At 51.9% G+C, this 19,896-nt stretch carries 16 protein-coding genes; 6 read left to right on the top strand and 10 right to left on the bottom strand.

Annotated elements, in window-relative coordinates:
* Positions 1-100 precede the first annotated feature (100 nt).
* Entirely contained in the window at positions 101-2,770 is a 2,670-nt protein-coding gene (locus tag ACNRUY_RS14960) for an ankyrin repeat domain-containing protein (protein WP_488112444.1), read from the bottom strand.
* A gap of 377 nt (positions 2,771-3,147) precedes the next feature.
* Here ACNRUY_RS14960 and ACNRUY_RS14955 point away from each other — a divergent pair, with 377 nt between their 5' ends.
* Positions 3,148-3,534: a hypothetical protein gene (locus ACNRUY_RS14955; protein ID WP_488112443.1), complete on the top strand. Its 387-nt coding sequence runs from the start codon at positions 3,148-3,150 to the stop codon at positions 3,532-3,534.
* Between the two features lie 61 nt (positions 3,535-3,595).
* Here the strand turns inward: ACNRUY_RS14955 and ACNRUY_RS14950 are convergent, their stop codons facing one another.
* The gene (locus tag ACNRUY_RS14950) at positions 3,596-3,739 is read right to left on the bottom strand and encodes a hypothetical protein (protein WP_488112442.1); all 144 of its coding nucleotides are present in this window, start codon (positions 3,737-3,739) and stop codon (positions 3,596-3,598) included.
* Entirely contained in the window at positions 3,739-7,185 is a 3,447-nt protein-coding gene (locus ACNRUY_RS14945) for an AarF/UbiB family protein (protein ID WP_488112441.1), read from the bottom strand. Before ACNRUY_RS14945 ends, ACNRUY_RS14950 begins: the two co-directional genes overlap by 1 nt.
* Before the next feature lie 245 nt (positions 7,186-7,430).
* Here ACNRUY_RS14945 and ACNRUY_RS14940 point away from each other — a divergent pair, with 245 nt between their 5' ends.
* Positions 7,431-7,838, top strand: a complete 408-nt coding sequence (locus ACNRUY_RS14940) for a hypothetical protein (protein ID WP_488112440.1) — start codon at positions 7,431-7,433, stop codon at positions 7,836-7,838.
* Position 7,839: 1 nt separating this feature from the next.
* Entirely contained in the window at positions 7,840-8,217 is a 378-nt protein-coding gene (locus ACNRUY_RS14935; protein WP_488112439.1) for a hypothetical protein, read from the top strand.
* A 188-nt stretch (positions 8,218-8,405) separates the two neighbouring features.
* Here the strand turns inward: ACNRUY_RS14935 and ACNRUY_RS14930 are convergent, their stop codons facing one another.
* Both ACNRUY_RS14930 and ACNRUY_RS14925 read right to left on the bottom strand, forming a co-directional pair.
* On the bottom strand, positions 8,406-9,305 hold the full coding sequence (locus ACNRUY_RS14930; RefSeq protein WP_488112438.1) for a YdcF family protein: 900 nt from the start codon (positions 9,303-9,305) through the stop codon (positions 8,406-8,408).
* A complete protein-coding gene (locus ACNRUY_RS14925) occupies positions 9,305-9,643 on the bottom strand; it encodes a hypothetical protein (protein WP_488112437.1) in 339 nt (112 codons plus the stop codon). The genes ACNRUY_RS14930 and ACNRUY_RS14925 overlap by 1 nt, the downstream gene beginning before the upstream one ends.
* A gap of 189 nt (positions 9,644-9,832) precedes the next feature.
* Here ACNRUY_RS14925 and ACNRUY_RS14920 point away from each other — a divergent pair, with 189 nt between their 5' ends.
* Positions 9,833-10,603, top strand: coding sequence for a glutathione S-transferase family protein (locus ACNRUY_RS14920; RefSeq protein ID WP_488112436.1), 771 nt, complete (start codon positions 9,833-9,835; stop codon positions 10,601-10,603).
* Positions 10,604-10,786: 183 nt separating this feature from the next.
* On the top strand, positions 10,787-11,929 hold the full coding sequence (locus tag ACNRUY_RS14915) for a formylglycine-generating enzyme family protein (RefSeq protein ID WP_488112435.1): 1,143 nt from the start codon (positions 10,787-10,789) through the stop codon (positions 11,927-11,929).
* An 18-nt stretch (positions 11,930-11,947) separates the two neighbouring features.
* On the opposite strand, the gene ACNRUY_RS14910 is transcribed toward ACNRUY_RS14915, so the two are convergent.
* Positions 11,948-12,088 carry a hypothetical protein gene (locus tag ACNRUY_RS14910; RefSeq protein ID WP_488112434.1) on the bottom strand — a complete coding sequence of 47 codons (141 nt, stop codon included), beginning with the start codon at positions 12,086-12,088 and terminating at the stop codon, positions 11,948-11,950.
* A gap of 389 nt (positions 12,089-12,477) precedes the next feature.
* Between ACNRUY_RS14910 and ACNRUY_RS14905 the strand changes: the two genes are divergently transcribed.
* On the top strand, positions 12,478-13,638 hold the full coding sequence (locus ACNRUY_RS14905; protein WP_488112433.1) for a formylglycine-generating enzyme family protein: 1,161 nt from the start codon (positions 12,478-12,480) through the stop codon (positions 13,636-13,638).
* 18 nt (positions 13,639-13,656) lie between these two features.
* Here the strand turns inward: ACNRUY_RS14905 and ACNRUY_RS14900 are convergent, their stop codons facing one another.
* From ACNRUY_RS14900 to ACNRUY_RS14885, 4 genes are all read right to left on the bottom strand, one after another.
* The gene (locus ACNRUY_RS14900; RefSeq protein WP_488112432.1) at positions 13,657-16,044 is read right to left on the bottom strand and encodes a hypothetical protein; all 2,388 of its coding nucleotides are present in this window, start codon (positions 16,042-16,044) and stop codon (positions 13,657-13,659) included.
* Positions 16,041-16,964: a DUF4123 domain-containing protein gene (locus ACNRUY_RS14895; RefSeq protein ID WP_488112431.1), complete on the bottom strand. Its 924-nt coding sequence runs from the start codon at positions 16,962-16,964 to the stop codon at positions 16,041-16,043. Before ACNRUY_RS14895 ends, ACNRUY_RS14900 begins: the two co-directional genes overlap by 4 nt.
* Complete coding sequence (locus tag ACNRUY_RS14890) at positions 16,909-19,014, bottom strand: type VI secretion system Vgr family protein (protein ID WP_488112430.1); 2,106 nt, start codon at positions 19,012-19,014, stop codon at positions 16,909-16,911. Before ACNRUY_RS14890 ends, ACNRUY_RS14895 begins: the two co-directional genes overlap by 56 nt.
* Before the next feature lie 181 nt (positions 19,015-19,195).
* Complete coding sequence (locus ACNRUY_RS14885; protein ID WP_488112445.1) at positions 19,196-19,711, bottom strand: Hcp family type VI secretion system effector; 516 nt, start codon at positions 19,709-19,711, stop codon at positions 19,196-19,198.
* Positions 19,712-19,896 lie beyond the last annotated feature (185 nt).

The following is a 19,896-nucleotide window of genomic DNA, read 5'->3' as shown; positions in this document are numbered from 1 at the left end:
GCTTATCAGTGAGCGAGGAGAATTTGGAAAACAGGGCTTTTGCAGACATCGAAAGACAGGAAAAACCCTGATTATACAGGCTGTTTCTTGATGGCGCTGTTCAATTGGTGATCATGTTTTTGCCCTGGTCCCCACCCCGGTATAAAGGTATGGAGGGATCCCAACAACTCAGCTCCTCAGACTCAAGAAAGAGTGCCATTGCCTTGTCATAAACCTTGATTGATTCGTAACATTGCTCAAATTTATCGATTTCCTGTATTTTTCCGAAAATATGTGGGAGTCCTGTCAAAGCATCTTCTCCAATGAACCCATTAGAATAGTCTTTTAACACTGTTTTTGTAACATCCACTCCCTTTCTGGAAAGTTCCTGAACCAGAGCCTGCAACTCGACTTGAAATTCCTCATGACTTATATCCTGCGGTGAACGTCCCTGTACCTTCAACCTTGCCAGAAGACACTTCGCCAACCTGCCTGGCAACAACCCTGAAAACTCATGAGCCTTCGGCTTCAGCCTTTCTTCCCAGTCATCCTTCTCAAACTTCTCATGCTCACCCCTACCAAGAGCCTCTATTGTGGATGGATCTATTGCCAACTGGCTTATTTCATAAGCCAGTTCTTCATTCACGCATCGTGGATGCTCTTGAGGCTCAAGAATTTTTTTATTTTTCAGTTCAAAATCCGCGTTGAGGCTGGTTTGAGAACTACGTTCGGAGTCATCGTCATTACCCTTCTGATCCGTATCAGCTACATTCTGCCTGTCATCAAATAACTTTTCTCTATCAATACTGGAAACGTCACTGGTTTCACTTTTATCATCACCCCCTTCTTCTTCACGAAAATATTCATTTCTTTTTAGTTCCTTCAATGTATTTTCATCAACAACAGAAACCGTTTTCTCACCAACCAACTGGCTATCTTTATTCTTTAGCGCCTGATCCGATTCTTCAGTTTCCTCAGAAACAGGTTTGCGTTCTCTATTCGTTGATTGTTGCTCCTTGACTGCCTCTCTTCCCATGATTTCCCAAAGAGGGTTTATATCACGATTAAAATGGCCACTGTCTTCTACCGAACAAAAGTAAGATAGATTTCCTTCCTCACCATGCCTGCTGCCGCCAACACCAATACCATCATACCCCCTGATCGCATATATATATTTATCACCTTCAACCAAATAATCAGAAGACAATTTTGATGCATCGTTAACTACAGCACTTCCCGATATCGCCAGTGCGACAATATTGACTCGTGCTTGCTCACCCAGAGCAAGAATATCAAAGCAGTCATTTCCATTTCGGTCTTTAAGCCCAGGGTCTGCTCCTTCTGCAATCAGTAATTGAATATAATCCGGATCACGGCGTGCACAGGCGTAATGGAGAGGCGTTAGACCAAAAATATCAGGTTTATTTATATTATCTGATACTGCCGGATGCCTTAAAGCGGCCTTAAAAAGTGGCATTTGATTCTCACGATCTCCTCTTGACCAATGCTCTTTATGTCTTTTGGCTATCAGAAGATGAAGAAGGTGCTTCCCAGTCTCATCCTGAACAAAGGGGTTGGCTCCAAGCTCTTGTATCAAAGCCACACACATTTCAGAACACCCATTAGCAGCAACCCCCATCATTGGAGTGACTCCACTCCAATCCCAGTTCATCGTGTCATTGATCGAAACACCAGGGTTTTCAGCCAGGATTTTTCTGATGTCATTAAGGTTGGCCGCTATCTCATATTTCTCAGGGTGCTTCAGGAAACACAATCGCTCAATCCGTGAAATCGGGGTGCCATCCAACACCCTTGGCTCTCTGGTTGCCCCCCTTGCTTTGGATCGGCTTTCACTTCTCCCCTTTCGCTGACTGACAGCTATCCATACGGGAGGAGGAGACGGTGGTGCAGGAGGGATCGCCTCCTCATGACTCTTTTCTGCTTTCTTATCCACTACCGGTGGATCATTACGCCCTGTATCTTTATCAACAGTTTTTTTCAGGGCAGGGGTTTCTGCCAAGGGTCGAGCAAAAGGTTTGTCTTCTGTTGCCTTCTCATCAATTGTTTTTTTCCGGGTGGTGACAACAGGAGGAGCCTTTTTCCACATTTCAGATTGCCAGTCTCGGATTGTAGGGGGTTCTACCGGACGTCTTTCAGGTTTTTGCCGGACGACTGGCAGAGGCGGTTGTCTTTGATCTTCAAAGACATCCTTACTTTTCACAGTGTTCCGAGGCCCCTGATTGGGATGTGGTTGGAATCGTTCTCTTCTCAACTCCTTTTCTTCGAATGTCCGCTTTCGCGGTGGGGCAGGCCGCGAAAACTCATCATCAGGGAAACCAGGCTGTTCCTGGTGTACAGGTTCAAAAAGGAACCGTCCTTTCCCAGGCCTGTCCTTGTCCGCTTGCTCTTGGCGTGAATAACCGTCTGCTTCCTCTTTTCTCCAGGGTGAGGGTTCTGCTAACGCTTTTTCTTTGGTTATGGGTGTGTGTGGCGTGGCTTCTTGGGCAACCGGCTTCTTTGTAGCCGGTGTTATTTCCTGCTCCACAGGCCCCGCGTCCAGCCAGACCAGAGATGCCCTGTCCGGTATTTCCGGCACTGGAACGTTTCTGGCCTGTAAATCCCTTTTGATTCCTGCCAGTTGTCGGGTGGCGGATTGAATCTCCCCTTCAATCTCACCGACTTTTTCAGGGGTGAATTGAGGCTCCAGACGGCCCACTTGTTTCAACAACAGGTTATTCAGCTCTTTTTCTCTCTTTGAGCCTCGCTCAAGGCCGCGGCCGGGAGGAATCACACTGGTGGTTTCGCCATTATCGGCAACGAAAACAATGCTGAAATCACTGAATGACTCCCGTTGGGCCCGGTTATCCATAAGATGCCGGATCACCGGCAGGCTTTCACCCAGGTCCAAACGGGCTTCCAGTGAGGCCCGCCTGGCGTGAACGTTTTTATATTCATTCTGCAATGCCACTGCTTCACGGGCCGAGGGGTTTACGCGGGGCTCCGGTGGCACGGGCTGAACATTCCTTTCAGCCAGAGAAGTGGCCGGCTGCTTGAACAATGGCCTTGGCATTTTCGGAAACCACTCAGGCTCAGTGTCAGGCTGCTTTTCAAATGGGTGGGTCTGTAGGTCTCTGAAATGGCTTTCATGAGCTTTATGGGGCGGATCAAATGGAGCTGGCATTACCATTCCCTGGCAGAACTGTTTTTTTCAGTATAGCCACCGGTCTTTATATTGCTCCTGGCTATACCAACTCTATCCATTTGATAATCAATGACTTTATGTTCATCCGGGTTCTTTTTAATGGAAAACCTCTGCCAGGCCAGCCTTCACTGGTGTTCGGTCTGATGGTGTTCGGCGTCATGGCCTTTCTGATCCATAAGGGCCATGATGCCAACAACGTCCTCAGGGTCTGTGCCCTGCCTCTGATTATCGTTTCCGCCATCTTTCTGATTGTGGTGGGCTACAGCCAGCAGCAGATCGCTCCGGTAATGGGGATGCTGGGGACAGTGGCAGGCTATCTGCTGGGGAATACCAAGCCGGATAAGCCTTCATGAGCACCCGATAAACCGCACTGATATAGACAGTCCCTGTTTGTATGCCCGGGATTGGCGCAGTTCAGGTCAAAGGAAAATACTTTCTTACCAGATCCAGGCGGTTCTGGTAGAGGGTGTGCCTGAGCAACAGTTGAAACAACAGGGTCTGGTGAAAAGCTGCGCTACAGGCTTTGAAACCACGATCATAATGTTGAAAAGAATCCATCAGACTTCCCCGCTATTTCCGGTAGCACCCTGCTTAAAAATATGCTTGCGTTTGTCCTGTTCAGGAAGATCAGCAATGGCTTTCTTAACTTCTGACGCAGGTTGTTTTTCGCCCAATCTGACTTCAAAAGGAATACCTTTTCCCCTACAGCCTTTTGGTGTTAACGTTACAGTCATAGAATCATCCATATACTCCCCGATAAAGGGCATGCAGTCTTTTATATTGAAATAGGTGCTTTTCCAAGGATCAATAATCATAACGCCTTGATCTGTTTTCATATAACAGCAGTTATGGCCACGGTCATTCTTATCCAACATCAAAAACTCACCATACTCACCATCGGTATAACCAATCTCACGAAGAATCTCTGTTACCCGCTCGACAAAGTGATCACAATTACCAAACCTAGCTTGACTTGTTGCTGGTAAAGCATACTTATGCTCGTTATATCTATCCTGTGTCTGAGTAAAAACATGTCCTCTTTCACCTTTAGTGGCATAATTAGGGTGTGAGTTAGTAAAACCTAGCAACCTTTCCCTTGACTCACTGTACAGAATTTCATGGTTAGCTCTTTCCACAGCATAATTACAAATGGCCGATATCCGTTCCGGGCTTTTTTCAGGTAACCTATTAATGGCTTCACGCAGACCGGTCAATTTCTCATTAACTTTGCGTTTGACGCCTTCGTCCTGTGAGAATGCGCTGTATGCCCCCCTGGAAAGCAAAGGCATGTTCGGATCCTCTGGTTTGTGTGCAATTTGATAACGCTTATAATATCGCGCTGACATGTTGAGGTGTTCTATCAGATCATTAAAGTATTCCTGGGGTACAACGTCTTCTTGACTTAGCTCATATTGAATCCGATTCGCTTCCATAATCATTTCATTTCGATCGAAGTCAGTAAATTTTGTTGAAAGAGTCGGCAAAACATCCTTTACTATCTGCTCTATTGTTTTGTCTTTATGGTTTTCCGTTCTTTTATAAACAGCAACAATCACACCACATAAAGATGGCGTTATAACAGGAGAGCGCCAATCAATCCCAAACTCCTCAATACTCTTGTAATCAGTTTCAAGCACCGCATTAATTAATCTTGTCATATTTCTAGAGAAGCTTACAAACTGTTTCCTTGATAAAAGATTGTTATCATCAGGTTTCTCATTCTCTATAAAGAACTCTTGTCTTTTTAACTCCTTCAATGTATTTTCATCAACGGGATCCTGATCTCTCATCCAGTTAATCAGCGCCCGCAACTCTGTATATTCATCCTCTCCGGCATCATTCAGAAATTCCGTAACGACCTTATTCTCTTCCATATGCGGTTCATAATGATGAGACAGCAAACATGACATTGGCAGTTTTTCTTTTTTCCGACCGCCCTTGGTTGCCATAATTTCAGGGTTACCCAGCGCCATGGACAGAGCATGGTGAGCAATGGTCATAAAATCTGTCTTGATAACATCAGGACTCCACTCCTTCTTTTTGGATCGACCAAAGTCAAAAAGATGCGGTTTCCCTTCCTTATCAACAATAATATTATCGCTATGAGCATCGGTATGATAAAAACCAATCTCCCACAATTGCTCAAATTGCTCTACAAGATCCGACATAAACTGCCTGATATCCACTGCGCTGAATTTTTTATGATCAGCCAGCATGGCAGAGAAGTTTTCACCATCAATAAAGGGCGTGAACGAAATATCCATTTCTATTTCATCTGGCAGATTGGTGGGTATCATTAAATTATTCAGTACCTGATGAACCATTTCTGATCGTTCCAGGTGTTGCTGTAAGGTGCCCGTCTGCATCTTTGTTTTTCTAAGTCCAAAGACTTCACAGGCTTTTTCAGTTCTTGGAATTTTGCCAATAATGGGGCGCCCATCTTCAAGATGCAGTTTTAAAATAATTCCATCGGTGCCCCGGGAAAGCAGATATGGACTCTCCTTAATAACCACTGGTGGTTTCCTTCCCATCTGGCGGGAAAGACCCGTCAGGAAATCAATTGATCCCTGATCCAGCTGACAGCGTCTATCCTGATGATTTTTATCTGATACAGGCCTTGCATCATCAACAACAGAACTCATTCTTGAACTCTGTTGTTGATCTTCCTGGTCATTCATTTCCTGTTTTTCAGATGCCTCAGGCCTGACTGGAGGAGGTGGTGGCGGTGGTGCAGGAGGCACATGCTCCTGATGACTTTTTTCTGGTCTCTTATCCACTACCGGTGGATCACTGCGCCCTGTATCTTTATCAACCGGCTTTTTCTGGGCAGGCGTTTTTACAGGAGGTCGAACAAAGGGTTTGTCTTCTGTCGCCTTCTCATCGATTGCTTTTTTCCGGGTGGTGACAACAGGAGCGGGCTCTTTCCGCTTTTCAGACTGTCTTTCTCGGATTGGAGGAGGTTCCACCGGACGTCTTTCAGGTTTTTGCTTGGCTACTGGCAACGACGGTGGCCTGTGATCTTCTGACGTGTTTTTCCTTTTCAACGTGTTCCGAGGCCCCTGATTGGGATGTGGCTGGAATCGTTCTCTTCTCAACTCCTTTTCTTCGAATGTCCGCTTGCGCGGTGGGGCAGGCCGCGAAAACTCATCATCGGGGAAACCAGGCTGTTCCTGGTGTACAGGCTCAAAAAGGAACCGTCCTTTCCCAGGCCTTGCCTTGCCCGTTTGCTCTTGGCGTGGATAACCGTCTGCTTCCTCTTTTCTCCAGGGTGAGGGTTCCGCTAACGCTTTTTCTTGGGTTATGGGCGTGTGCAGCGGGGCTTCTTGTGCAACCGGCTTCTTTGTAGCCGGTGGTATTTCCTGCTCCACAGGCCCCGCGTCCAGCCAGACCAGAGATGCCCTGTCCGGTATTTCCGGCACCGGAACGTTTCTGGCCTGTAAATCCCTTTTGATTCCTGCCAGTTGCCGGGTGGCGGATTGAATCTCCCCTTCAATCTCACCTACTTTTTCAGGGGTGAATTGAGGCTCCAGACGACCCACCTGTTTCAACAACAGGTTATTCAGCTCTTTTTCTCTCTTTGAGCCTCGCTCAAGGCCGCGTCCGGGAGGAATCACACTGGTGGTTTCGCCATTATCGGCAACGAAAACAATGCTGAAATCACTGAATGACTCCCGTTGGGCCCGATTATCCATAAGATGCCGGATCACCGGCAGGCTTTCACCCAGGTCCAGACGGGCTTCAAGTGAGGCCCGTCTGGCATGAACGTTTTTGTATTCATTCTGCAATGCCACTGCTTCACGGGCCGAGGGGTTTACGCGGGGCTCCGGTGGCACGGGCTGAACACTCCTTTCAGCCAGAGAAGTGGCCGGCTGCTTGAACAATGGCCTTGGCATTTTCGGAAACCACTCAGGCTCAGTGTCAGGCTGCTTTTCAAATGGATGGGTCTGTAGATCTCTGAAATGGCTTTCATGAGCTTTATGGGGCGGATCAAATGGAGCTGGCATTACCATTCCCTGGCAGAACTGTTTTTTTCAGTATAGCCACCGGTCTTTATATTTCTCCTGGCTATACCGACTCTATCCATTTGATAATCAATGACTTTATGTTCAGCCGGGTTCTTTTTAATGGAAAACCTCTGCTAGGTCAGCCCTCCTTACCACAAAGGAAGGTTGCACCGTCGCCCCGGGATACGGTAGAAAAACAGCATCATCTCTAACAGCCTGTTACCAACACCAATAAAAAGGGAATCATGATGTTCAATAAACCAGTCACTGCGCTATTGGCCCTGTTTTTATGGCCACTGTCCGTTCATGGAGAGGATGCCCAGGTTCAGCCACCGGCAACCGGCCAGCCGTCTCCCCAGGCACTGGAAGCCACCGGTGAGCAAATTGACTTTCAGAAGTATCTTGAGAATAAAGCCTATATCCCGGTGCAAATGGCAGGCGATGAAATCAAGCTGGTGCCCAGACACCTGGTCGATGCAGCACAAATTCCCGTTGCCGCCACTCCCGCCATGGCCGCATGGGTGCCCGCCAGTACGGCCAGCAGTCAGCGCATCAACACCCTGGAAAACCGGGTTGAGCAACTGGAAACCCTGATCAAAACCCAGACGGCACTGTTGATTGAGCTGTCGAAAAAAGTCAATCAGGAGCCCTGATATGCCCACTGCCCAGGAAAATCTTGAGGCCCTGGTGGCCCTTGTGAAGGAGCAGACGGACAAAGTAGGGGCTCCGGATCAGCCACCGGTCGTCAACCATATCCCCGAGACCCTGTGGACCTCAGAACTGGCCATCACCCTCAGCATCATCATACTGGTGTTCGGTCTGGTGGTGTTCGGCGTCATGGCCTTTCTGATCCATAAAGGTCATGATGCCAACAACGTCCTTCGGGTCTGTGCCCTGCCTCTGATTATCGTTTCCGCCATCTTTCTGATTGTGGTGGGCTACAGCCAGCAGCAGATCGCTCCGGTAATGGGGCTGCTGGGGACAGTGGCAGGCTATCTGCTGGGGAATACCAAACCGGATAAGCCTTCATGAGCACCCGATAAACCGCACTGATATAGACAGTCCCTGTTTGTATACCCAAAGGATTTCAGGTTGCTACGCGGCGGCAAGGGAACGCCCCCCCCGGGAGCTTAGATCAACTAAGTGACTGGGGTGAGTGAGCGCAGCCAACAAAGTAGCAACTTGAAAGGCGACGGGTATATGCCCGGGATTGGCACGGTTCAGGTCAAAGGAAAATACTTTCTTACCAGATCCAGGCGGTTCTGGTAGAGGGTGTGCCTGAGCAACAGCTGAAACAACAGGGTCTGGTCGTCCAGCTGCTCCGGGGGCTTTTGCAGACAAGGGCTTAATGAATAATGGAAAACCCCGCACTGGGCAGCCTGTTCTGATTGCAGCTCATGTCTGGCCCTTTGCAGCCCCTGGGCCTGCTGGTCAGTGGTGGTGACACCAAAAACCGCAATCCGGGCCTCAGTGCCAAAAACGCGATGAAAGTAATTCAGGCTGCGATGAGCGTGAAACCGGGAAGTGACCACCAGCAGTCTCTGCCCTTTTTTCAGCCACCCCGCTTGCTTCAGGGTCAACTTTGTAAACAGGGCATTGCCAATGGTATCCATGGAGTCTGTTTCTGACACCAATCGGGTTTCCCTGATGCCATCAGCCAGAAGCATATCCTTCATCCGGCCCCCTTCCGGCTTTTCGATATTGAAGCCACCGCCACTGAGGACCACCATTGCCTCACTGAACCGCTGAATCACAGGTACTGACTGAACCACCCGCTTTTCCAGGGTGGGCGGATTGGCCCCCAGCACCACAATGGCATCCGGCGATTCCTGGTCAGGCCGGAAATCCCCGATGCTGTTTTCCCGCTCAAAACACTGCAGATAAAATTCCAGCAGCCTCTGCTGCTGCAACGCCAGATTATCACCCGCCCTGGCCAGTAGACCTGCCCAGTCCGTATCAGCCGCCATAAAAGAGGGCTGCAGCTTTTCAACCACCGCCTCAACGGCGGTTAATGCGGCAAACTGGTCATCCAGCAGCCTACGGGTCATTAACTGTTGCAGAGCGGGCTCATCAAGACGTAGCTCTGAGGCCTGCTCCAGAGTCTTTTTCAGCAAGCTCATCAGTGGTTGGAATGGCTCTGGCGGATTAACAGTTCAATCTGATCAAAGCGATCCCTCATTTCCTGTCTGACCACGCTGATTTCCTGGCGTGCACCGCCAATTTCCTTTTCCAGCTCATCAAACCTCCGATGGGTATAGAGCTCAAAGGCCTTTTGCTCTACCTGGATCGTGCCCACTGTGTCATAAATCCCCTTGAGCACCTGATCAAACCGGATGCCCAGCTCCCGCTGCAGCTGCAGCTTGTTGGTTTCATGGAATTCTTTCATTTGTTTTGCCAGTGTCCGCTGATTGTTTTCCAGGCGCAAAACGCGTGCCTCGTCTTCTTGATCCAGAGCCATAACCACCTATTGATAATGAGTGCTCTGACAGCATAGCAGCGGTTTGAAAAACAGGCCGGTCAATCAATCAGAAAAAAATCTCTTTTTTTGCGTCCTTTTGCCCCTTTCTCCGTCTTAAAGGGCAACAGAAAACAACGATGGTTGTTCATCTCAACACCATCAGAATCTTTAAAGAAAAGGAGCCCTGAAATGCTGAAGGTCGTCAGTTTTAAAATCTGCCCGTTTGTGCAACGCATCACCGCCCTGCTGGAAGCCAAACAGATCTCCTATGAGGTTGAATACATCAGCCTGAGTAACAAGCCTGAGTGGTTTCTGGAACTGTCCCCTAATGGCCAGGTGCCGGTTGTGGTCACCGAAGAAGGAATCGCCCTGTTTGAGTCCGATGCCATTGCCGAGTACCTGGAAGAAGCCTATCCGGCCCTGCAGAGTGGCCAGAGCCCTGCCCGGAAAGCCCTGAACCGTGCCTGGAGCTATCTGGGCAGCAAGCAGTATCTGGTGCAGTGTTCAGCCCAGAGCAGCAAAGACGCCGACACGCTGATTGAACGCACGGAAAAACTGGCCACAGCCTTTCAGAAGGTGGAGAAAGTACTGGGGGAGCATCGCTTCTTTAACAGCGACACCCCCGGCATGGTTGACCTGGCCTGGCTGCCGGTGCTGCACCGGGCCTGGCTGATCAGGGAGCACACCGGGTATGACTTTCTGGCAGGGTTTCCGAAGGTACAGGCCTGGCAGACAGCCATCATGGCCACCGGCCTGGCCGGGAAAAGTGTGGCAACGGATTTTATCGAACCTTTCCGCGCCTATTACCTGTCGGAAAAGACCTTCCTCGGACGCTGCCAGCGAGGCTGCGACTGTAAAGCAGAGAACCTGTTGGAGCAGTGCCGGCTGAATCAGTGCTGTGATGCACCCACCGGCACGTCCCAATCCTGCAGCACCTCAAACAGCAGCTGCTGCGGCTGACCATGCTGGCCCCCCTGCCTGATCGGCAGGGGCTTCTTTGACAATCAACTGTCAGGTGGTTCCCTCTACACAACATACATCCAAAGGAAATTTGCTGGCTTTCACCCTCTGGTGTTGGCCTCGGTCTATGGCTTGGGGGAATGGCTCCATTAAAATAACGTCGTCGTATTTCAGGAGCCCGCCGTGAACACTGCCTACACGCCCCTGCTGGTCGCCCTGCTGCTGGCCGGTTGTTCATCCCAGTCTGAGCTGACACCGGTTACCAGTGACAAGGTGTCTGCCGAAACAATAGAGAACATCCGCCAGACCATTGCCAATAAATACCCGAATGCTTCCCCTAAGCTTCAGCATCAGGCTCTGGAAGTAGCGGTAGAGGCACTGGAAACCATGGTGTTTATTGAGGGCGGCACCTTTGATATGGGGGATTTCGGGGCCACCTGCGGCAACAAGTTTAAAAACGAGTGGATGGATAATGTCCAGATGGAACTGAAAGAGCTTCAGCGGATGGAAACCTGGCAATGGTTCTGGTGGGTTATGGAATGGGAAGAGGGGAATAATTATTGTACGACTGATGTCTCTGGCAGAGCCAAACCCCTTCACCAAGTGACCCTGGACAGCTACTTCCTGGCCCAATATAAAACCACCTGGAAAGCCTTTGACACCTGGTATTTAATCAATGGTGCCAAGGAGATACCCAATAAAACCATTCGCACCCGAAAGGATCTGCTGCAAGATCCAGGTTTTGTGGAGTCTGTCCGCCCGGACGCCCCGGCCTGGACCAAAAGCTGGCAACAGGGCAAAGACTACTGCTTGTGGCTGGGAGAGGTTACCGGCTACCCGGTGGATCTGCCCACCGAAGCACAGTGGGAGTTTGCTGCCCGTAACCGGGGACAGCATATCTACTACCCCACAGATAATGGCAAGCTGGAACCGGGCCGTAATGCACCAAAACTGAAGGATCGATTTAAGGATGAGGAACATTTTGTTGATGACCCAACACGAGTAGGATTCTACCCCCCCACCCCTTTAGGGCTGTATGGTATGCAACGAGGCCATAGGCTGTTTGGCTGGGAGTGGGTGAATGACTGGTTTAGCCCATTTTCTCCAGAACCTGTCAAGAACCCCAATGTTACTAAGCCAGTACCAGTATATGACCAAGAAAGAGGTAGCTATAACTTGGAAAAAACCAAAAATAAAAACGACATTATTCCCATGCGGCTAGTAAAAGGAGGAATTATTCGCAGAATCCCCAGACCCCCTGAAGGGGATGGATATTCTAGAGCTCGTCTCTTTCGATGCAGTATTCAGCAAGATATCCGTCTTTAAGCCGGGTATCTTTTTCTGCTACGCAATATTTCTGAAATGCTCTTTTCCATACTGGTTATTGACATCCATCATCTGTCGGGCCACCAGATCACCTTTGGCGTAAATGCTGGCTTCTGAGGGCGTCCAGGCCCAGCCCATATTATTCAGAACCTTACCCAAACTGTCACTGCTTGGGGCAATCGTGCAGGCAGATACTCCCGGGGAATATTGGCCTGTACCAGGGGTTCCCCTTCCGTTCGCAACTGTTTGATCCAAAGGGAATTTACTGACTTTTGCCCTCACCCAGACCCTCTCCCAGAGGGAGATGGGTTTAAACATTCGCACCACCCCAGCCCTCTTCCAAAGGGAGAGGGGTTTAAACGTTCGCACCACCAAACTCCCTCTCCCTCTGGGAGAGGGCCGGGGTGAGGGACAGGGCATTGATGCGGTTCAGGCTTTCCGAAAAAAAGCGACACACTTCTACTTTTTCGCCTCTGGTGTTGGCCTCGGTCTATGGCTTGGGGGAATGGCTCCATTAAAATAACGTCGTCGTATTTCAGGAGCCCACCGTGAACGCTGTCTACACGCCCCTGCTGGTCGCCCTGCTGCTGGCCGGTTGTTCATCCCAGTCTGAGCTGACACCGGTTACCAGTGACAAGGTGTCTGCCGAAAAAATAGAGAGCATCCGCCAGACCATTGCCAATAAATACCCGGATGCTTCCCATAAGCTTCAGCACCAGGCTCTGGAGGTAGCGGTAGAAGCTCTGGAAACCATGGTGTTTATTGAGGGCGGCACCTTTGATATGGGGGATTTCGGGGCCACCTGTGACGGTAGAATCAAAAAAGAATGGATGGATAATGTCCAGATGGAGGTCGAAGAACTCCGCCGTATGGATGACTGGCGCTGGAACTGGTGGGTTCAGGAATGGGAAGAGGGAGATAATTTTTGCACGACCGATGTTACTGGAAGAGCCAAGCCTCTCCATCAGGTGACCCTGGACAGCTACTCCCTGGCCCAGTACAAAACCACCTGGAAAGCCTTTGATGTCTGGTATTTGATTAATGGTGCTAAAGAGGCTCCCAATCAAGCTAGCCGAACTCGGAAAGACCTGTTGGAAAGGCCTGGTTTTGCGGAAGCCTTTCAGCCCGATGCCCCGGCCTGGACCAAAAGCTGGCAGCAGGGCAAAGACTATTGTCTATGGTTGGGGGAGATTACCGGCTACCCAGTGGATCTGCCCACCGAAGCCCAATGGGAGTATGCAGCTCGTAACCGTGGGCAACATATCTACTATCCCACAGATAATGGCAAGCTGGAACCTGGGCGAAATGCACCAAAACTGCATGATCGATTTAAGGACGACGAATATATCCCGACAAAACCTGTACAAGTGGGAGCTTACCCACCCTCGCCATTAGGGTTGTATGGTATGCAACGCAACCATAGGCATTTTGGCTGGGAGTGGGTCAATGACTGGTTTAGTCCATTCTCAAAAGAACCCGTCAAGAATCCCAACGTTATTGAACCGGTACCAGTATACGATAAGAAACGCAGAACTTATGATCTAGATGAGACCTCTAACCCTGAAGATCTAACCCCTAAACGAGTTGTAAAAGCAGGCATAATAAGGCGCATTCCTGCTGATCCAGCTTCTTCAGATTTTTCCGTTGCTGAAGGATATAGACCTTCTCGATTATTTCGTTGCAGCATTCAACAAGAAACCCGGCTGTAAGCCGGGTTTCTTTGACTATTAAACAATATTTCTGAAATGCTCTTTTCCATATTGGTTATTGACATCCATCATCTGCCGGGCCACCAGATCACCTTTGGAGTAGATGCTTGCTTCTGAGGGCGTCCAAGCCCAGCCCATATTATTCAGCACCTTGCCCAAACTGTCACTGCTTGGGGGCAATCGTGCGGGCATATACTCCCGGGGAATATTGGCCTGTACCAAAGGCTCTCCTTCCATGCGCAGCTGTTTAATCCAATGGTTAAACTGATCCTGCTCACTCCGTGTCAACAAGGCATTGATCCGGTTCAGGCTTTCCAGGCTATCCACCTTATTGGCCCTTGGCTCCATATGTTCCAGGGTTTCCAGAAAGTGGCGCCACTGGGTAATGGGAGAGAGCAGCATCACCACAGCTTTTTCCTGTTTCAGCCGCCAGCCATTTAATGGACTGATAAAAGGCCTTAAAAGGGTATCCAGCATAGGTCCGAGTGACTCAGGAGGAAGTTGACTATATGAAACTTCATGCTCACCCTGCAATACAGCGTCAATCATCGCCTTCGCATTTTTCTCTTCTACTTGCCTAAATTCCCACCACACCGTCATATCATCATAGAGTCTATCGAAAGCATTTTGGAACGTCTCAACTGGCGAATTAAAAAGCCTGACAAAAGCCCGACAAATAAAGTTAAACGCCTCTTCTGTAATGGAGTCCACCTTCCGATAATCCACGGTCTTCAGTACATCCATACATAGCTTTACCACATCCCAGATCTTTCCGGCATCAATGGTGGTACCAAAGCCACCCCCGGCACCGGGGCCAAAGACCAATTCGCCCTTACAGTAAAGTTCAAGAACACCATCATTGATGGTCACACCAAAGTTCCCGCCAACACCAGCACCCACGGACACATTCCCCTCAGTCTTAATCTCCGCAAGGGTATCCCAGCTGGGCTTTTTCTCTTTCAGCTCTGCCGGTGCCAGCCACTGAACGCCACCACTCAGGGTGCCGCCTGCCTGAACACCGGCAAAGGCTTCTGCCTTGACCCCCACCTGGCCCCGGGGGGTTGCATCCACGGTGATGCCAGAAGCCAATAGCGCCGAAGCTCCGGACGCCCCCGCCTCTCCCTGCACCCGGGCCCCCAGGAAACAGGAGAGTTCCGCCTTGCCGTTTAAACGACAATAGCCAAACTCCAGCAGCGCCGGTTGTTTCTCGGCATTGGTGTAAGCGATCTCCATGGGATAACCGGTGTCTGCAGGAAAGAAGGCCTCCAGGGCCAGGCTGCCCTCGGCGGCAGAGAAGCTCGCCTCTCCCTTAACGCCGAGATTGAACTCCCCCTTGCTCCGGTCAAAGTTGTTAATGCCCGCGGAGGCCGCCGCTGCAAACCGGAAGAAGTGCGCCTCCCGGCTGTGGGCAAAGTTGGCATTGGCGTTGTCCGGATCGTCGGCGCTGTTGTAGGTAAATTCCTTGTGCAGGGCGTTCATGAAAAACTCGTCGTCGCTTTTCCACTCCGCCACCTTGACTTCCAGGGCCCCCAGTTTGCTTTTTTTCCGATCGTCCCGAATGGCCTTACGGATATCCTTCACCAGCGCTTTCGCCAGCTCTCCTCCTGCCTTGCGTTTATCCAGTAGCAGTTCCCGGCTACCATTGCTGATCAGCACATGGCGGGCATCGCTGAGCATCCCGGTGGCGAACCCTTCCCGAACGTAGAACCAGCGGTCGGGGCTGGAGATTTTCTTGAGTTCCCGAATGCCCGACGGCAAATCCCCCAGCCCATCCACCCGGGCTCCCGTGGCTCGCACCTTGTACACATTCTCCAGATTGGTGGCTTTGGAAAAGGTCGCCGAGTCTTTGGGCCGGTCCTCCAGCTTTGCCTCCAGACTTTTAATGCGCTGGTTAATGGCCTCCAGCCGGATGTCCCGCACCGTTTTCCAGTTGCTTTCCACCAGGCTGCCCCCGTGCCATTTGGTCAGGGGGGAATAGATATTCAGCCAGGCCTTCTCCTGGCGGAGCTCCTTCAGCTGGCCCCCATAGTCCTGCTCATGGCGGACGGGGCCGGCAGGCTTCTCATCCTCATTTTCACCGCCTTCCCCATCCGCGGTTTTCAGCTGGATCAGCCCCTGCTCATGGCTTTTGAGCAGCCACTGCTGCCGTTTCTCAGCGGTTTCATCCCGATTGTCTGCCGTGGCGTCCTGAAGGATGGCCCGGGACTCCGCCATCAGGGTCTCCACAAAATCAATTTCCGCTTCCAGCGCCTCACTCTGGGCCTCGCTCAGGAGATAGAACTGGTCGTCATCCCCGGTGACATGCAGGATTTCACAATAGTCGGCCTGGCAGACCGGTTCCCCTTCTACCTTGGTACCGGTGGTGTCATCTTGATGGGCGGGTGAAGGGAGCGTTGCCGTGCTCATGCCTGGGACTCCTGAGGAATGGGATTGGCCTGCGGTTGTTGTAAATGGTGGTTCAGTTGCTGCCACTTCCGGTGGGTGGGCAGTGAGTGGTCCTGCATCAGGGACTGGATGGCGGGCTCTGCCAGTGCCTCTGCGGGAGTGGACAGGGCCGTGCGCAGCCACTTTTCCCGATCCCCGCGACGGGTCAACTGGTATTCCAGGCTTCTGGCCAGCTGTGCCCGTATCCAGGGTTCCGGGATTTCAGGCTCAGGAACACAGGGGCCATAGAGGGAAACCATGGCTTCACAGAATTGCTGTTCTTCATGGGCATCCATGGCGTCAATATGGCCACGGGTCAGGACAAAGTCGTTTATTGCGGCGGCGGGCAGAGCCCCCTCATTGGCGCAGGTGTGCCACTGACCGCCCTGGCACCACTGGATCTGTTCCACCGGCCCCCAGAAGTCCTGCCATTCCGGATCGGCCAGTGCCGCCCGCCAGGCGGCCAGCCGCCGTGGGTCATAGTAGCGGCAGAGTGCGGATCCCCGGTGTTCCAATGTGACCGTCAGGCGCTGCCGAAGCCATTGGGTCATCCCTTCACCGGGCACGCCCCAGAGCAGGCAACCGGCAGGGTTGGTTTCCAGTAGCGACCGGGTGAAGGCGAACAGCGGACTGTGCTCCTGCGTCACCAGTAACTGAGGCCCATCACTGGCCATGGCGTCATAGTCTGTGCGGGCGAACAGGGGCTCATAGTCCGGAGAAACGTCACTGGCCTGGTACCACTGGGTGACAATCCCCGGCGCCATAACGCCATCCACAATAAAAACAGGGCGGGCATCGGGGTTCAGGGACAGTGGCCGGTACCACTCCGCCATTTTTTCAACCCTGTTACCGGGCATGGGAGCCTCCATGGATCGGGCAATTACCGTCGCTGTCGCACTCACAGAGCTCCACCACCGACACCCCTGAAGCGGCAAATTCTTCGTAGGGCAGGCTCAGAGACTGGCTTTCGGATTTAACTTCAGGCTCCCTTGGCTCTGGCACCGCACCGGTACGGTCCTGGTCTGCCTCAGCGGGCAACATGGGCATCCTGGGTGCCGCCCCCGAACCGGAACCAGGAGAGCCTCCGGCATTCAGGTTGACCCCTGGCCCGACCAGGCTGACGCCGGAAGGGTCAATCTTCACAAAGCTGCCCCCGGCTGTCAGAGTGATTTCTGCACCGGCTTCCACCACCACCTTGCTGCCGGATTTCAGGTGCACCTCCTGCCCGGCTTCCATCAGGATTGCGGTACCGGTTTTCAGATGCAGGCTGCCATCAATGGTCTGGGAGAGGTCTTTCGCCACGTAATGACGCTGCTCTCCTTCAATGGTCTGGTGCTGACTGTCCCCCACCCGCCCGTAATGGTTGGCCGCCGTCTGGTAATGACTGTCGTTGATGATCTGTTGACGGAAGTCGTTTTTAATGCGCAGATCCATGTCTTTCTGGGCATGAATAAAGATCTGCTCCTGACCCGCCCGGTCCTCAATACGGAATTCGTTGTAGCCCTCCCCGCCAGGGCTGCTGTTGCTTTTCAGCAGGGTCCGGGTTTTGTGCTCCGGCAATTCATAGGGCAACGGGTTCCGGCTGTTGTAACCGCAACCCACCAGCAGGGGACGGTCCACATCGCCCTCTATAAAGCTGACCAGCACTTCCATGCCCACCCGGGGCAGGGTATAGCTGCCATAACCATTACCCGCCCAGCTCTGGGCGACCCGCACCCAGCAGCTGGTCTGGCCATCGGCCAGGCCGGTGCGATCCCAATGGAACTGGATTTTCACCCGGCCCTGTTCGTCGGTATGAATTTCTTCCCCATCGGGCCCGGTCACTACCGCGCTCTGCAGGCCACTGACGTCGGGTTTCCGGATTTTCCCGGGACGCCAGAACACATCCCAGGGCGTGGCGGTAAAGCGGTTCAGGTATTGGCTGTGACCACTGCCCCCTTCTTCCAGCACTTGAGGCTGGCGGCCTTCGTGGGAGATGGCGGTGGTGAGCCAGAGCTGGTTCCAGGCACTGTTGCTGTGCTCTACCAGGTCGAAATAGTGACCGACACAGAGTCTCGGGATCTGGCTGATCCCTTTTGCCTGCCGGCTATCAATGCGCTGTTCCTCAAGCCGGATTCTGGCCTGGCGGGCACCTTCAGTGTCGGACTGACAATCACCAGGGTACTGGTAATCTACCAGGGCACCGTCGCCGGACACCTCAAGCGGCACTGGCTGGCTGCTGTGTTCCAGGGGACGACTGGCCCGGGTGTAGTTGTAGTCCCGGACATCCAGTCGGCCTACGCCCACCTGATGCCGGACGCCAAAAGCGGAGAGCGTATCAAAAGCGGCATTCATGCCATTACCGCTGTGGTAGACCGCCTGCTCACCTTCCGGTGGAGCCATGAAGCCGTCCTGGCCGTCGGCCAGCACCAGCAGGTGTTTTTCGGGATCGTGCCGGAAGTGAAAGTGAATGCCCTCTTCCGCCAGAATCCGCTGGATAAATGTCAGCTCCGACTCCCCATACTGCACGCAGTAATCCCTTGGGGCATAGGTGTTGTTCAGCTGCAGCTGGTAGCGGTCGGAAAGAATACCGGCCTCTTCCAGCAACCGGCAGACAATGTCCGGTACGGACTGGTTCTGGAATACCCGGTGGTTGCGGCGGTAATCCAGCAGGGTCAGGGAAGGTTCAATGACCAGGGCGTAACGGGTCAAACGACGACCGGTATCCCGTTGCCGGACAGCGGTCACCTGGCCGTGAACATAACGTTCACTATCACTGCCACACAGTGTCAGCAGGGCGCTCTGGTGAAGCAGCCGGTTCAGGTTCAGATGGGGGTTCTCACACACCACCTGCACTTCAAAACGGAAGCATTGATGAATGGCTTCGGTGCCCTGGAAAGACTCCACCTGAAGAAGGTCATCCAGACCGGCGATCTGGATCAGAAAACGGGCTTGGTTGGCTGCAACAGACATAGGCGACTCTTTATCAGGCAACTTTTTATAGACGACTTATAGACGACTCTTTCAGTCTGCTCAGAAGATGACCGAGGCTGACAGAAATCGGGAATGAGCAACAATAAAAAGCGCCCCACTCACAGAATGGGGCAAATAAAGAAAACCGGCGGCGGGGGGCCGCTGCCGGCTTTCAAGGGACTTATGCCACGGGCTTGCGCCAGTCGTCATGACCGGAAGTACCGGAGACTTCATGGGTCCACTTGATCGCCCGGTAAGTCATGTAGACATCTTCCAGGTGAGTGAAGTGGGCCTGGCCCGGATCCTGACAGTTAGGCATGGTGGCCTTGATATCAACGATGATGGCGTCGGTCAGCTCGGTGGTGAAGTAGTGCTCCTGGGTACCAGTGGCAGAAGTGCGGTACCACTTGATGCAGACTTTAGGCAGCATCTCACCAGAGGTCAGTGAGTTGTAAAGCAGGGGGGAGCACTTGTCGAACACCTTGGTGATCATAACCGGCTTGTGAACCCGCTGGCCGGTAGGCTGTCCGGATTGGGGATCCCGTGGGATGACGACGTTGTGCTCAAAACCTTCGACCAGAACTTCGTCTTCGTGGCCTTCCTGGTAAATATTGCCCACAGAGTCCTGGGTGAAAGTACCAGCGGTAATCAGGCCCTGCTTTTCGCCTTCGATGGTCATATAGGCGGGTGTTGGCATCACAAACTCCTTATATTGCATGTGATGGTTGATAGGTGGCAGGTTCAATACATGGAGCGTGCCAACATCATAAAATCCAGGCATTACAAGGCCTTATGAAGAACCAACGCTTATTTAACCGATAAAATTCTGAAGAAAACGTTAAATTTTCCAACACAGTGTTTGAGAATTTGACATTCCAGAAG

This window comes from Endozoicomonas sp. Z74, assembly GCF_057680865.1.
The sequence above is the reverse complement of the archived record's forward strand: the minus strand, read 5'-3'. Positions and strand labels throughout refer to the sequence as shown.

Bases quoted from the DNA above. Each gene is read 5' to 3' on its own strand.
- ACNRUY_RS14900 (WP_488112432.1), bottom strand. From the start codon at position 16,044: ATGAGCACGGCAACGCTCCCTTCACCCGCCCATCAAGATGACACCACC.
- ACNRUY_RS14920 (WP_488112436.1), top strand. From the start codon at position 9,833: ATGCTGAAGGTCGTCAGTTTTAAAATCTGCCCGTTTGTGCAACGCATC.
- ACNRUY_RS14955 (WP_488112443.1), top strand. From the start codon at position 3,148: ATGGAGCTGGCATTACCATTCCCTGGCAGAACTGTTTTTTTCAGTATA.
- ACNRUY_RS14930 (WP_488112438.1), bottom strand. From the start codon at position 9,305: ATGAGCTTGCTGAAAAAGACTCTGGAGCAGGCCTCAGAGCTACGTCTT.
- ACNRUY_RS14925 (WP_488112437.1), bottom strand. From the start codon at position 9,643: ATGGCTCTGGATCAAGAAGACGAGGCACGCGTTTTGCGCCTGGAAAAC.
- ACNRUY_RS14945 (WP_488112441.1), bottom strand. From the start codon at position 7,185: ATGCCAGCTCCATTTGATCCGCCCCATAAAGCTCATGAAAGCCATTTC.
- ACNRUY_RS14935 (WP_488112439.1), top strand. From the start codon at position 7,840: ATGCCCACTGCCCAGGAAAATCTTGAGGCCCTGGTGGCCCTTGTGAAG.
- ACNRUY_RS14950 (WP_488112442.1), bottom strand. From the start codon at position 3,739: ATGGATTCTTTTCAACATTATGATCGTGGTTTCAAAGCCTGTAGCGCA.
- ACNRUY_RS14890 (WP_488112430.1), bottom strand. From the start codon at position 19,014: ATGTCTGTTGCAGCCAACCAAGCCCGTTTTCTGATCCAGATCGCCGGT.
- ACNRUY_RS14940 (WP_488112440.1), top strand. From the start codon at position 7,431: ATGATGTTCAATAAACCAGTCACTGCGCTATTGGCCCTGTTTTTATGG.
- ACNRUY_RS14885 (WP_488112445.1), bottom strand. From the start codon at position 19,711: ATGCCAACACCCGCCTATATGACCATCGAAGGCGAAAAGCAGGGCCTG.